General features: G+C 29.3%; 11 protein-coding genes. 1 reads left to right on the top strand and 10 read right to left on the bottom strand.

Annotated elements, in window-relative coordinates; translation table 11 throughout:
* Positions 1-419: 419 nt before the first annotated feature.
* Positions 420-1,103 carry an ATP-binding cassette domain-containing protein gene (locus U9R42_05530; protein MEA3495481.1) on the top strand — a complete coding sequence of 228 codons (684 nt, stop codon included), beginning with the start codon at positions 420-422 and terminating at the stop codon, positions 1,101-1,103.
* A gap of 24 nt (positions 1,104-1,127) precedes the next feature.
* On the opposite strand, the gene U9R42_05525 is transcribed toward U9R42_05530, so the two are convergent.
* The 10 genes from U9R42_05525 to purH all read right to left on the bottom strand — a co-directional run bounded on the left by U9R42_05525 (position 1,128) and on the right by purH (position 14,546).
* Positions 1,128-2,246, bottom strand: coding sequence for a glycosyltransferase family 4 protein (locus tag U9R42_05525; GenBank protein ID MEA3495480.1), 1,119 nt, complete (start codon positions 2,244-2,246; stop codon positions 1,128-1,130).
* Positions 2,236-3,321: a glycosyltransferase gene (locus U9R42_05520; GenBank protein MEA3495479.1), complete on the bottom strand. Its 1,086-nt coding sequence runs from the start codon at positions 3,319-3,321 to the stop codon at positions 2,236-2,238. Before U9R42_05520 ends, U9R42_05525 begins: the two co-directional genes overlap by 11 nt.
* Positions 3,318-5,234, bottom strand: a complete 1,917-nt coding sequence (locus tag U9R42_05515; protein ID MEA3495478.1) for an ATP-dependent DNA helicase RecQ — start codon at positions 5,232-5,234, stop codon at positions 3,318-3,320. Before U9R42_05515 ends, U9R42_05520 begins: the two co-directional genes overlap by 4 nt.
* A 636-nt stretch (positions 5,235-5,870) precedes the next feature.
* Complete coding sequence (locus U9R42_05510) at positions 5,871-7,247, bottom strand: AAA family ATPase (GenBank protein MEA3495477.1); 1,377 nt, start codon at positions 7,245-7,247, stop codon at positions 5,871-5,873.
* Between the two features lie 130 nt (positions 7,248-7,377).
* Entirely contained in the window at positions 7,378-8,637 is a 1,260-nt protein-coding gene (gene rodA, locus U9R42_05505) for a rod shape-determining protein RodA (protein MEA3495476.1), read from the bottom strand.
* Complete coding sequence (gene mrdA, locus U9R42_05500; protein ID MEA3495475.1) at positions 8,627-10,540, bottom strand: penicillin-binding protein 2; 1,914 nt, start codon at positions 10,538-10,540, stop codon at positions 8,627-8,629. Before mrdA ends, rodA begins: the two co-directional genes overlap by 11 nt.
* Positions 10,541-10,602: 62 nt before the next feature.
* A complete protein-coding gene (gene mreD / locus U9R42_05495; GenBank protein MEA3495474.1) occupies positions 10,603-11,112 on the bottom strand; it encodes a rod shape-determining protein MreD in 510 nt (169 codons plus the stop codon).
* Positions 11,105-11,884, bottom strand: a complete 780-nt coding sequence (mreC, locus tag U9R42_05490) for a rod shape-determining protein MreC (GenBank protein MEA3495473.1) — start codon at positions 11,882-11,884, stop codon at positions 11,105-11,107. The genes mreD and mreC overlap by 8 nt, the downstream gene beginning before the upstream one ends.
* Before the next feature lie 102 nt (positions 11,885-11,986).
* Positions 11,987-13,009 (bottom strand): rod shape-determining protein, encoded by a 1,023-nt coding sequence (locus U9R42_05485; protein MEA3495472.1) that lies wholly within the window; start codon positions 13,007-13,009, stop codon positions 11,987-11,989.
* A gap of 7 nt (positions 13,010-13,016) precedes the next feature.
* A complete protein-coding gene (gene purH, locus U9R42_05480; GenBank protein MEA3495471.1) occupies positions 13,017-14,546 on the bottom strand; it encodes a bifunctional phosphoribosylaminoimidazolecarboxamide formyltransferase/IMP cyclohydrolase in 1,530 nt (509 codons plus the stop codon).
* Positions 14,547-14,635: the final 89 nt, after the last annotated feature.

Below are 14,635 nucleotides of genomic sequence, written 5' to 3'. Positions count from 1 at the left end.
TTAGGCACTTTAAGTACTCTAAGTACTTCTTTATGTTTATTTGGAATTTGACTGCTGGCTGGAGACTGCCTACTGCTGACTGAGGACTGTTTTTTACTACCTCTGCTAAAAAGCCCGAGATTGTCGCGGTCGTACCTCCCTCACAATGACGATTTTATGGCTTGTTGTTGTAGAAAGGAGCTGAAAATCATTTTAAGACTTTTTAGAGTGGACTCAAAATTAGTTAGTGAGATTTAATGATGAAAGATAGCAAAATAGCAGTGTTTTTTCTTGGGAGATGTAGAAGCTAGAAAAATAGGGTGTTAGAATGTTAAAGTTAATGTTGTTAAATTTAAATTAATTAAGGATTGCCTTTAATTTAAATTTGAATAAGTTTGTAAAATTAAAAAGTTTGAATATTTTGGATTAAACCTAATGTAATGTCAAAATCAATTGTTGAAATTAGAAATGGGAAATTTTACCAGCAGGATTCACTTATTTTATTGGATGTTAATTTTGAATTATTTCCCGGTGAGTTTATTTATATGATTGGTAAAACAGGAAGTGGAAAAAGTACTTTACTACGAACTTTATATGGCGATTTACCTTTTTATAGTGAATATGCAAGGGTTGAAGATGTTGACCTCAAAACTCTGACAGCTAAGCAGATACCTTTTTTAAGAAGAAAATTAGGAATTGTTTTTCAGGATTTCCAGCTTTTAACAGATAGGACGGTAATTGGGAATTTACAATTTGTTTTAAAAGCAACTGGTTGGAAAACAGAAGAATTAATTGAAAAAAGAATAAATGATGTTTTGTCTCAAGTAGGGTTACAAACAAAGGGATATAAAATGGCTTATGAATTATCAGGTGGTGAACAACAACGGGTTGCAATTGCTCGTGCATTATTAAATGACCCAAAAGTACTTTTGGCTGATGAGCCAACAGGAAATCTTGATCCTGAAACTGCAATAGAGATAATTAAGTTACTTTATGAAATAAAGGAAACAGGTTCTGCTGTAATTATGGCTACTCATAATTATCAGGGAATGGAAGATTTTCCTGCAAAAATATTGAAACTACAAGCTGGAAAATGTTTTGAAGTGAAGCCAGAGGATACCTAATTTTGCAGAGTTTTCTTAGAGACACTATTTTATTTTGCTAATCAAAATTTTAATATTTTTGTTGTTATCAAATTTTGAATTCAGTATTTTTTCGCGTGCTTCTTTATGAGTTGAATTGAAATTTTTATTGTAATATTCAGATATTTTTTCTTTCATGCTTGTAATATCATCCGCTACAATACATAGTTTTTCTAATCCTGTGTCTTTTATCATTTTGTTGTTAACAATACAAAATCGTCCCATAAAAAGTGCATTTAATAATTTTAGTTTAATGCCTGTATCCTGAAAAGTAGGTAAAATATTAATTTGTGCATTTTCGATAAGAGGATATATTTCATCTAATTTTGGTGTAATGAGTTTGATATGATAATTGTCTTTTATTGCGTTTTGTAATTCTTTTGAAGGATTGTTTCCTGCAATAATTGTTGGTATTTTTAAATCGTTAAGTACATTGTTTACTAAAAACAATGCTGCTTCATTATTTTCTCCAACACCCAGATTGCCATGGTATAAAACATAATCGCCTATGCCATTTTTTGAAGTTACTTTTTGGTTTGGATGGAACACTGGTAAGTAAAAACTATTGCCGTGTTTTAATTTCAGGATTTTATGATCTGATGGAGATATTGCAGCAATATAGCTTGCAATGTTAAGTTTCTGTTGGTATTTTCTTAATCTGTTTGCTTCGGAATTAAAATAATATTTTCTTAAAAAATTGCTTTCAACTTTTGCAAGATGCTTGTAATAAAGATATTCAATGTTATGCATTCTTACAATCTTTAATCTATTTTTAAGTTTTTCATTGTCAATGTAAAAGGTACAATGCAATCCTTCAAATAAAATAGGGTAATCGTTTTTAAGCAAATTATGAAGTAGTTTTTCTGACCATCGGGTTTTTACTATGTAAGGAAGTTTTGTTCTAAATGGGTTGCCAAATGGTTTGCGAGGATAATAATAAGTTTTATGACATATTTTTTCAAGTTCTGTTGATGCTTCTCGCCCGTATTGAAAATTATGTAAATGAATGTTTATACCTGCTTTTGTTAGTGCTTGAAGTTTGTAAAAAACGTCAATAACTCCACCATAATTAGCAGGGTAGGGGATGTCGAATGTGATAATATTTAGATGAATATCAGAACTCATTATATATTTTTATTAGCTTTAAACTTTCTTTTTGCCAATTGAATATTTCTTTTGCTTTTGAACAATTTGTTTTTAGTTGTTTATATTTTTCCTTGTTGTCAATTAAATAATTTACTGCTTTTATAATGTTTTTTACTTTTAAATCTGTCAAATATGAAACTTCAAATTTATTATTAAAGCTGTTATATTCAGGGAAATTACTTGAAATACTTGGGATTTCTGCATGAATGTATGAAAAGAACTTGTTACCTAATGAATAATAATAACTTAGGCTGGATTTTTCAAGTAAGTTGTAAGCAATTGTTGCAGTTTTTGTCAGTTCTTCTAATTCCTGTGGATTAATATATCCTTTGAATTTTACTTTTTCTTTAATACCTTTACTTTCAACAAGCATTCGTATGTGTTCACTTAAGTTTCCTTCACCTGCAATAATGAGTTTTACATCTAAATATGTCATTGCTTCAATAAGTTGTTCCAAACCACGACCTTTGTTTATTGCCCCCTGATAAATAATTGTCGGATGTTTTTTTTGTGTTAATTGTTTTTTGTTTTCATTCAACAAAGGAAAATTCATGATTGTTTTGAAATCAACATTATATTTTTTGTTAAAAATTTCTGCAATTGAATTACTTACGGTGTATCTTTTATCGGTTTTGGGTATTGTGAACTTTGCAATTTTTTCCCAGATGCTTTTTGTTAATTTTCTGTTTTCTAATTCAGGAACTTCTGTAAAATATTCGTGTGCATCGTAAACGCATTTTTTTAATCGTAGCTTTGCTACCAAAACTCCGGGCAAGATTGTGTCAAGGTCAATAGAACAAACAATATCAAATGGCTGGAAAAGTAAATAAAAAAATAGCCTTAAATTATATTCGGCATAGAATAAAAATCCTGAATTGAAAATACATTTTATTCGTTTACTTTCAAAAGCTAATCTATCAATAGGTTGTGAGTTTTTTAATTTTCTTCCGATAAGTTTTACTTTAAATCCTGCATTATTAAGACTATTGCATATTCGTTGCATGCGTTGGTCATAGCTGAGGTCGTTGGTAACAGTAAAAATTATTCTTTTCATTTGCCCTTAGTTAATCTTAATAAACTGTTTTTATCCGATTTTATTCTGTTATTATCAATTAGCCATCTTATGGTGTAAATCACATTATCTTTTTCAAAGTCATTAAGTTGTTCAATCAATTTATCCATATTGTATGGCTTTTTATTTAGCAAAGCTATTGTTTTTTTGAAAATATTTTTAAACTCAAAATCTGTAATATTTATTTTGTTTCCTTTAAGGCAATAATCACAATGTCCACAATCGTTTTTTAATTTTTCACCAAAGTATCCTAACAGTTGTTTGCTTTTACAAGCTTTTGTTTCAAAAGCATATTTAATAACTGAATTAATTTTTGATTCAAAATTTTTTTTTCTTTTGTGATATTCAGCAGGGTCAACAAAAATACTGTTATCATCAACTCGTTCGGAGATAAAAATAATTCTTGCTTTGTCAGTTTGGGATAAGTAATCAAGAATATCTATTTTTTTTAAATAATTAAGTTGTTTTACAATTTCTGTTTTATTTGTATTAAGTCGTTTTGCAAGTATTCCCTCATCAAATTTTATGTAATGGTCAAATATTCCATCATAAGATCTGAGAATAGTTTTTATGATTGCTTCATATTTAGGAAATTCAATTTGGTAATCATAAAGTTTTCTATATCCAATTTTAAAAAAAAGACGGGAAGGCATAAAAATGTTGCTACTTAAGGATAAAAGATTTGCTTTCCCCAACTCTTTAAGACAATTGAATGTTGTAATCAGATTTAAATTATATCTGTTGCAAAAATCATTTATTTCAAAAGTAAATTCCATCCCTTTTCCTGAACCTATTGGGATTTGAAAGTAATTAGCAAGAGATTTGTAAACACTTTTTATTTCTTCAGTTTTTGGAAAGGAAGTTTTAACTCTATATTCTAAATCTGAAATATCGTTGTTGTTTACAAGTGCAATTGCATAAGCTCTTTTTAGGTCTCGCCCTGCTCTGCCTGCTTCTTGATAATAGGCTTCAAGGCTATCGGGGAGGTGCATGTGAATAACAGTTCTTACGTTTGATTTATCTATTCCCATACCAAAAGCATTGGTAGAAACAATGATTCTGGTCTTGCCTGATTTCCAGTCGTTTTGTTTTGTCGACCTTGCTTTTTGATCTAATCCTGCATGATAAAAATCTGCTGAAATTTTATTTTGTTGTAAAAAAAATGCAACTTCTTTGGCTGATTTTCTTGTTCTTACATACACAATTCCCGAATCTGTTACTTTGTTTAAAATATCAACAAGTTTATTTCGCTTTGCTTCTTCATGTAGTACAGCATAAACTAAATTTTCTCTTTCAAAACTTTTTTGAAAAACTTCTGCATTTTTAAATTCAAGTTTATCAATGATGTCATCTTTTACTTCTTTTGTAGCTGTTGCTGTTAGTGCTAAAATTGGAATTTTTGGAAAGAACTTTCGTATTTCTGCAATCTTCAAATAAGAAGGTCTGAAATCGTATCCCCATTGAGATATGCAATGTGCTTCATCAACAGCAATAAGATTTACAGGCATTTTTAATGCTCTAAGACGAAAAATATCTGTTTCTAATCTTTCGGGTGAAACATAGAGAAATTTATAACTTCCATAAATTGCATTGTCAAGAGTGCGGTCAATCTCGTTATAGGTCATTCCCGAATAAATTGCTGCTGCCGTAATACCTTTTTCTTTTAGGTTACTAAGCTGATCTTTCATTAGTGCAATCAAAGGTGTAACAACAAGGCAAATACCTTCTTTGTAAAGTGCGGGAATTTGAAAAGTGAGTGATTTTCCTCCTCCTGTGGGTAAAAGTGCGAGAGTGTCTTTATTGTTTAGAACTGATAAAATAATATCTTCCTGAAGGTATCGGAATTTTTTAAATCCCCAGTATTTTTCAAGTATTTGATAAATTTTGTTTGTCAAGATATTTTTTAATCAGTTGTAATTGTATTTAGTTTTCTTAAAAATTTATTTTAAGATTTTAACAAAATTAACAAAATTATTGGTTCTATGTTAAATTTGTGTGTAATAAAATTAGCCACTGATTCACAGATTACAAAATTACTCTTTTTGTAATAAGTATTTGCCCATAATGTCTGATTTTTGCGTTATGTTCGTCTTTAAAACAGTCATCCGTACGAACTCCTTGATTTTAAAGACTTCACAAGACTTGAATTCGTACATTCTGAACGAAACACCCTACTTTATAGAGAGCTACTAATTAATGAATTTTCGGTAAATCCAGATATATCAGTACTAAAGGACATATACTTCGACTGGTCATAATTTGAGATTTGGCACTATGTTTAACGTATTGATTATTACTTGTTTACATGGTATAGCAAAATGCAGTTTATGACCGCTCTGCATATATCTTATTAAATATTGCATATAAATTAATTTTAATCTGTGAATCTGTCTTCGACAGACGTAGTCAGATTTCTATTACACTTAGCTTGTCTTCGACAGACGAAGTCTGTGGCTTTAAATTTTTTTTTCATCCACACAAATCAACAAAGAACCAATATTTTTGAAATATAATAACTGTTAGTCTCCTTCCTAATTTCTATGATTGAAAATTATTTTGTTTTGAAAGCAATTTGATACAAGATATAAAGGAAGTGATATAAGTTGAAAATTAACTTTCTTTAATTTTTTTGCAATTTTTATAGATGTTTCAATTTGTGTTTTCGAAGGTAAATCTGCATTAAAACGAATTGCAATATCGGAATTTTTTTCAGCAACAAATACCTGTAATGATTTAAGTGTTCCTGTTTTTCCTGACTTTACTTCAATAGGAATAATTTTATTTTCAATTTCAGTAAGATAATCTATTTCTGCTTCTGAATTTCGTTTTTCACGCATCCAATAATAAAGATTATTTTCAGTAAAATATGGAGGTAAGCAATTTAACTCTTGTCCAATAAACTGCTCTGCAAGATTGCCTTCGATTTTCGTTTGTAAATTTTCTATGTCAGTGAGCCTGAGTTTTAAAATATGATTTGAAAGACCTATATCTAAAAAAAGTGTTTTAAATACTTTTTCATTAATGTTATGCTCAAGTGGAATTCCTGTTGCTTTTGTGTTGTAGATAAGATAGGTTATTCTGCTCATATTTAATAGCCAAAGTGATTTTTTTGTAATATCAGAACGAATAGAACTATCAAAATTTACATATTTAAATTTTTGACATCCTACTTTAGGAAGATACCTTAATAGTTTGGTCATTATATTTTGTTGAGTTGACGTTCCGTATTTTGAAAAGTCAAACTCAAAAGATTTGACAATACTTTCATGAATACGTTCAACGTCAATTAAGCTTTTTGTTTGTGAATATACCTTAACAGCCTCTGGCATTCCGCCAATAAAAAAATATAAACGTGTATATTCCATTAATTTGTTATGAATAGCTATTGGAATTTTTTGTTTGATATTGTAGTTTTCCAAATAATTGACAAGTGATTTTTTATTAAGTGCCAGCAAAAATTCATTAAAATTTAATGGATACATATATGCAAATTCCACTCTGCCAACAGGCATAGAATATTTCATATCATTAAGTACTTGGTCTAATAATGAACCTGCTACCAAAATATGTAAGTCAGGGATTTTTTCATAAAAGTATCGTAAACTAACTATTGCTTCAGGGCATGTTTGAATTTCATCAAGAAATAGTAGCGTTTTTGATAAAATAATTTTTTTTTCAAAATAGATTTCCAAATTTCTAATAATTTGTTTTACATCATTGTTTTGAAAAAAATGTTTTAATTCAGGGGTTTCCTCAAAATTTATTGTTATTGTTTCTTCAAAATTTTCTTCTCCAAAATTTTCAATTGTATAAGTTTTTCCAACTTGTCTTGCACCCCTTATTATCAAAGGTTTTCTATGGCTACGATTTTGCCATTCTTTAAGATAGTCCGAAAAATAACGTAACATAATATTTTTTTTATTGCAAAAATAATAAATACATCTGGATTGATACACATATTATGTAAAAATACGTTTGGAAAAAAACGTATTAGCTGTTAAAATACGTTTGGATTATTACGTTTTATTAAAAAATTCATCAATTATAATAATGTGAATAATCAGAAATAAATTTAAGATAAACACTAATCATTATTGAAAATCCTAATAATGATGAACCACCATAACTAATAAATGGTAATGGAATACCAATAACAGGAAAAATTCCGAGAGTCATTCCGAGGTTGACGATAAAATGTATGAAAATAACTGAAATTACTCCATAGCCATATATTCTGATAAAATCAAACTTTTGTTTTTCTGATAAATATATAATCCGTAGCATGAGAACCACAAAAAGTGAGATAAGTAAAATGCTACCAAGAAACCCGTATTCTTCTGCAACAGTGCAAAAAATAAAATCTGTACTTTGTTCCGGGATAAAATCAAATCTTGTTTGTGTACCTTTTAAAAAACCTTTTCCTGAGAAACCCCCTGAACCAATGGCAATCAATGATTGATGAATATTATATCCTGAGCCTCTTAAATCTACTTCTTTACCCAGTAAAACATTTATTCTTGTTTGTTGGTGTGGCTGTAAAAAATTATTAAAGGCATAATCAACGCTGAATAAAAAACCTGTAGTAACCGCTAAGATTGCAACTAATAAAACTAATGTTTTTACTTTTTTTGATGAAAGAAAGAAAATAATTAGAGCAACAAGAACCAAAAAAGCTATTACCCAATAAATATTTATTAATAAAACAACAATAAATAAAATAGCAGAAATAAAGGGTATCAAAAGGAAAAGTGGTGATAATCCGTACCTGAAAAGAACAAAAATAAATGCAACAAAAACCAAGGCTGAACCAATATCGTTTTGCAAAATAATTAAAATCATTGGTAGCAGAATTAGTCCAAATGCAATCATGCTATCTTTAAATCTTGATACATTAACATTATAAGTATTAAGGTATTTTGCTAATACCAGTGCAACTCCAAACTTTGCAAATTCAGAAGGTTGAAGGCTGTAGCTTCCAATACTCAGCCATGATTTTGAACCTGCTATTTCTTTTCCCACTACGAGTGTTGCTAACAAAAGAATTATTGTTATAGCATAAATGAAATATGCTGAATTAATAATAATTCTTGCATCTATCAAGAAAATTATTATGAATATTAAGAATGATATGATTAGCCACATAAATTGCTTACCATAATTGCTTTGGAATTCAAGAATTTTATTATTGCCAAGATTAAACTCTGAAGAATAAATATTTATGAGTCCAATAAGAATTAAAAATCCTGTTACAAAAAAAATGATAAAATCAATATTTTTAAAACTAATTTTAGTGTTCATCCGGTTTTAATGTTCTGTTATCGTTTTCAGTGTTTTCTTCTTTCTCTTTCTCTTTTTCCTTCTCCTTCTCTTCTTCTTCTTTATCATGAATAAAATCTCCTTCAAGCATTATTTTTTCAATCCATTTTGCTTTTTCATCAATTTCGCCTTTCAAATATTTTTCGGTAACCAAAAAACTTATGGGAGCTGCCCAATGTGCTCCTTGTCCTGCATTTTCAACAATTGTTGCTATTACAATTTTAGGATTTACCTTTGGTGCAAAACAAATAAATACTGAATGATCTTCTCCATGTGGATTTTGAGATGTACCTGTTTTACCACAAATATTAAGTTCTTTAAAAGAAGGTCCGTATCTAATAGCTGTTCCTTTTATTAGTACATCTTCCATTGCATTGATTACAAGAGGAAAAGCAAAAGAATCAATGTTCGTTTCAATTTTTTTATATTCAGGTCTTGTTATTTGGTTATCATAAACTACTGCTTTAAGTAAGTGGGGAGTAATGTAATATCCCCTATTTGCAACAACAGAAACAAAGTTTGCTATCTGAAGTGGTGTAAGGCTTATTTCTGCTTGCCCTATTGCAAGAGATAAAATATTTGTTGACTTCCATCTATTTTTTCCATACATCTTGTCAAATCGCGATACTTTTGGTAAAATACCAACAACTTCATTACTTAAATCTTCCCCAATTTTTTTGCCCATTCCAAAATCTACCATTGCATTTCTCCAATTGTTGTAACCGTCATAAATATTATCAAACTTGTCATTATCAATAATTGACCTAAAAACATGGCAATAGTATGCATTTGAAGATTTTACAATTGAATTATGAAAATCTATATTTCCATAAACATGATCACCGATTTTTAACCCGGGAAGATAATAGCCTCCTCTTACGTAATAAGAAGTTTTTTCAGTAATTACTCCTTCATCCAATCCAACAAGTGCCATTGCAATTTTAAATACAGAGCCTGGAGGATACATTGCACCCACAGCTCTGTTGAACAATGGTTGATTTTTATCTTTGCTTAATTGTATGTAATTTTTTGTTCTTTGTCTCCCAACGAGTAAAGAAGGGTCATAACTCGGACTGCTAATCATTGCAATTATTTCTCCACTTGATGGTTCAATTGCAACTAATCCACCTTTTTTGTTTTTGAAAAGCTTTTCTGCATATTCTTGAACATCTGCATCAATTGATGTAACAAGGTGCTTTCCCGGAACAAAATTTTTATCAAGTGTAGCGTCCATGTATTTGCCTTGCACAATATTAAAAACATTTACTAAAACAAATTCTTCTCCCTTTGTACCTCTGAGTTGCTTTTCGTATTGTTTCTCCAAGCCACTGATTCCTACATAATCACCTTTTTGGTAATAGTCGTTTGATTGCTCAATTTGGCGTTGGTTGATTTCTCCATTATATCCCAAAATATGTGCGGCTATTGGTCTTGGGTATTTTCTTGTTGTACGTGATTTAATAAAAAAACCATGAAATTCGAAAAGTCTTTCTTGTAAAATTCCGTAAGATTTAATGGAAAGATTTTTTATAAAAACGGATGACTTTAAATTAGAAAATTTTTTAGCTTTATTTAATTTTATTATAAAATCTTCTTTTGATATATCAATTATTTTACAAAAAGCAGAAGTATCAATGTTTTTAACTTTTGAAGGGATAACATGTAAATCGTAAGCTGCTTTATTTGTGGCAAGTATTTTCCCATTTCTATCGTAGATTAAACCACGGGGAGGCAATAGCACTCTTCTTTGCAAAACATTATTTTGGGCAAATTTTTTGTATTTATTTGTATAGAGTTGCAAATAAACTAATCTTACAAAAAAAATAAAGCTTACTGTTGCAATTAGAATTATTATTACGTTTTTTCTGTTTTTATATTTCTCCATTATTCATTAAAAATGCAATCAAACTGATATAAATTTACTTTACGAATATAAACAAAGGATTATTATCTTCGTTTATAAAAAAGTAAATCATAAAGGAAGATAATTACTGCTGATGAAATAAAATTTAGAAGAACTTTTGAAAAAGTAAGCCAAAAATGAGCAAAAGTAAAAGACTCTAAAAAGAAAAGAACAAGATGATGTGAAAATACTAACGTTAGCACATAAATAGCGTATCTCTTTGTATTAAGGGTGTTAAAATGTGGCTCAATATGAATATTTTCATCTCTTTCTGTAACTAGAATGTTTAAGAAAATTGGTCTTAAAAAACCAATAAAAGCCATAGCGGCAGAATGTAATCCATAAGTGTTTGAAAAAATATCAATGATAAACCCCATTATAAAAGCTAATATTAAAATTAACCAACGTGAATAATGTATTGGTAGAAGAAAAATAAAAACCAAATAAATATATGGATGAATAGTACCAAAGAGAACAACATTATTAAAAACAAGTAGTTGTAACAATGTTAGTACTACAAAACTCAATAGATATTTTAAAACCTCTTTACTCATTTTGTTTATTAATAGAATTTTCTAATTCATTTTGTTCTTTAATCTGAACTTTTTCAATAAGATAAGCAGAAGTGATACTTTTCATATTGTTGTTTAGCTTAACAGTAATTTTGTAAAATCCACTTTGTCCTTTTTCAAAATCAATAATTTTTCCGATAGGATAATTTTCGGGAAATAATTTCGAATACGGACCAACAACAACATTTTGCCCTTTCTTAAGTTCAATATGACTTGGAATGTCTTCTAAAATAACATTGTATGCAGATTTTCCGTTCCATTTTAAAGAGCCAACTTCATTGTTTTCTTTAATTTTGGCATTTACTCTGAAATCAGTATTTAAAATAGAAATAGCAACTGAAAAGTTATTTGAAACATTATTTAAAACACCTACTATTCCATTATCAGAAACAACACCAACAAAATTTTTAACAGCATCATTTTTCCCAACATCTAATGTTATATAGTTTTTTTGATTTATTACTGAATTATTAATTATATGAACAGGGTAAAAAATGTATCCATAGCTGTAATTGGTATCAATATTTATTCTATTCTTTAAACTTTTAGGCTTATTTATTATTGTTCTTAATTCTGAATTTTCTTGCAATAAACTATCATTCATTTGTTTGAGATGAAAATAATTGTGTACATCAGTTAAACACTGATGAAAATTGCCTGATACTTCTTGGGTTGCTTTATTTATAACTGAATGATGATAAGTGTTTGATGAAATAATAAAAATAGCTAATGCTTCTAGGAAGAGAAAAAACAAAAAGAAATTATATTTTTTAAATAGAAATATTAACCTAAACATAAAGCATCAAACAAATAAATTGATTGTTAATTCTGATAATCAACAATTAGTATTAATTTATTAAGAAATAAGAAACTTAAATTTATTTATATTTTTTAGAGCCACTCCTGTTCCTCGTGCTACTGCTCTTAAAGGGTCTTCAGCAATGTGGACCGGCAACTTATTTTTTTCTGAAATTCTTTGAGCCAATCCTCTTAATAGTGCTCCTCCTCCTGTAAAATAAAGTCCTGTTTTGAAAATATCTCCGGAAAGTTCAGGTGGTGTCATTTCAAGTACTTTTAGAATTGCTTCCTCAATTTTTGTAATTGATTTATCCAAAGTTTCTGCTATTTCACTATAGCCAATGGATACTTGCTTTGGGATACCTGTCATCAAATCTCTTCCGTTAACAAAGTAATTGTCTGGGGGATTTTCTAATTCTGTTAATGCTGAGCCAACTTCAATTTTTATGTTTTCAGCAGATCTGTCACCAATTAAAACGTTGTGTTCTCTTCTTAAATATTCAATAATATCGTTATTAAATTCATCACCGGCAATTCGTATTGATTGGTCACAAACAATTCCGCCAAGTGCAATTACTGCAATTTCTGTTGTTCCGCCACCAACATCAATAATCATGCTTCCTACCGGTTCTTCAACATCAATTCCTATACCTATTGCTGCTGCCATAGGCTCATGGATTAATTTCACTTCTTTACAACCTGATTTTTCTGCCGAATCTTTAACAGCACGCTTTTCTACTTCTGTAATTCCTGAAGGGATACAGATTACCATTCGTAGATGCGGAGAAAACATTGAGCGTTTTCTTTGTACCATTGCTATCAATCCACGTAATAGTTGCTCTGCTGCTTGAAAATCTGCAATTACACCATCTTTTAGAGGTCTGATAGTTCTTACGTTATTGTGAGTTTTTCCATGCATTTGCATAGCTTTTGAGCCAATAGCAAGTACTTTATTGCTTTGAATGTCCATTGCAATAATAGAAGGTTCTTCAACGGCAATTTCATCATTATAAATAATAATTGTATTGGCTGTTCCTAAATCAATAGCCAAATCCTGAACAAATAAATTCAATAATCCCATAGATTTTTTAATGTTTAAAATGTCTTACTCCTGTAAATACCATTGCAACATTATTTTTGTTACAATAGTCAATAGATTCTTTATCACGAATTGACCCACCAGGCTGAATAACAGCGTTTATTCCTGATTCGTGTGCAGTTTGTACCGTATCATAAAAAGGGAAAAAAGCATCACTTGCCATTACAGCACCTTTGGTATCAAACCCAAAATTTTGGGCTTTATTAATAGCTTGCTTTAATGCGTCAATTCTATTTGGTTGTCCCATTCCTGCACCAATTAGTTGGTTATTTTTGACCAATACAATAGCATTGGATTTAACATGTTTTACAATTCTATTAGCGAAAAGCAAATCACTTATTTGCTGTTCTGTTGGTTTTGTTGTTGTAACTTTATTGAGCTTACTTTTTTTTGTAATATTAGTATCACAATCTTGCACTAATGTTCCGAATAATGCGGTTTTAATATCTTCTAGAGGGAAGTTATAATCATTAATTTGAAGAATAATCCTATTTTTCTTTTTCTTAAGAATCTCAAGTGCATTTGCAGAATATCCTGAAGCAAGAATCACTTCAAAGAAAAGTTTATTTATTTCATCTGCCACTTTTGAATGTATTGTTCCTTTTGTAACGATAATTCCACCAAATGCAGATACAGGATCGCCAGCAAGTGCATCTTTCCATGCATCAACGGGGTTTTTTCTGCTTGCCAGCCCACAGGGATTTAAATGCTTAAAAATTGCAAAAGTATTCTTGTCAAAATCTTTAATTAATTTAAGAGATGAATCAATATCTAATAAATTGTTATAAGATATTTGTTTGCCGTGATATTGTGTAAATGCTTTTTCTAGGTCGCCATAGAAAAAAGCTGTTTGATGAGGATTTTCCCCATATCTTAATTGGTTAGAAGCACCAAAATTGATTTTTAGTTTATCCTTATCACTATTGGCAATGTAATTAAATATATCAGAATCGTATGATGAAGAAATACTGAATGCCTGAGATGCCATTATTTTTCTTTCAATAATTTTAGTTTTACCATTTTGTTTTGAAAGAATATTCAATAAAAAAGCATATTGATTTTTTGAAGGAATAACAACAACATCTTTGAAGTTTTTTGCTGCAGCACGAATAAGTGAAATTCCTCCAATATCTATTTTCTCAATTATTTCTTCTGCACTTTTACCTTCTTTAACTGTTTCTGAAAAAGGATAAAGGTCAACAACCACTAAATCGACAGAGTCTATTTGATATTTTTTCGCTTCATTTTTATCGTCATCATTATCTCTGCGATACAAAATTCCTCCAAAAACTTTTGGGTGTAATGTTTTTACACGACCACCAAAAATGGAAGGATAATCTGTAATGTTTTCAACTTTTTCAACATCAAAGCCTTGTTTTTTTATGTAGTTGTATGTTCCGCCTGTAGAAATGATTTTTATATCTAATCTTTTAAGTTCCTCTAAAATAGGCATTAATCCGTTTTTGTCGAAAACACTTATTAGTGCTGATTTTATTTGTTTGGGTTGTTTTAAATCCATTTCTTTTTTTTTGCAAAGGTATTAAAATTATACAGTTTAATTATTTCTTATTAATGATATATTTTATTTAAAATTGAATAAAAAAATTA

The sequence above is a fragment of the Bacteroidota bacterium genome, assembly GCA_034723125.1.
Lineage (GTDB): Bacteria > Bacteroidota > Bacteroidia > CAILMK01 > JAAYUY01 > JAYEOP01.
The sequence above is the reverse complement of the archived record's forward strand: the minus strand, read 5'-3'. Positions and strand labels throughout refer to the sequence as shown.

What these genes read in the sequence shown, in the direction of transcription:
- U9R42_05530 (MEA3495481.1), top strand. Translation starts at nt 420, where the DNA reads ATGTCAAAATCAATTGTTGAAATTAGAAATGGGAAATTTTACCAGCAG.
- U9R42_05525 (MEA3495480.1), bottom strand. Translation starts at nt 2,246, where the DNA reads ATGAGTTCTGATATTCATCTAAATATTATCACATTCGACATCCCCTAC.
- U9R42_05520 (MEA3495479.1), bottom strand. Translation starts at nt 3,321, where the DNA reads ATGAAAAGAATAATTTTTACTGTTACCAACGACCTCAGCTATGACCAA.
- U9R42_05510 (MEA3495477.1), bottom strand. Translation starts at nt 7,247, where the DNA reads ATGTTACGTTATTTTTCGGACTATCTTAAAGAATGGCAAAATCGTAGC.
- rodA (MEA3495476.1), bottom strand. Translation starts at nt 8,637, where the DNA reads ATGAACACTAAAATTAGTTTTAAAAATATTGATTTTATCATTTTTTTT.
- mrdA (MEA3495475.1), bottom strand. Translation starts at nt 10,540, where the DNA reads ATGGAGAAATATAAAAACAGAAAAAACGTAATAATAATTCTAATTGCA.
- mreD (MEA3495474.1), bottom strand. Translation starts at nt 11,112, where the DNA reads ATGAGTAAAGAGGTTTTAAAATATCTATTGAGTTTTGTAGTACTAACA.
- U9R42_05485 (MEA3495472.1), bottom strand. Translation starts at nt 13,009, where the DNA reads ATGGGATTATTGAATTTATTTGTTCAGGATTTGGCTATTGATTTAGGA.
- purH (MEA3495471.1), bottom strand. Translation starts at nt 14,546, where the DNA reads ATGGATTTAAAACAACCCAAACAAATAAAATCAGCACTAATAAGTGTT.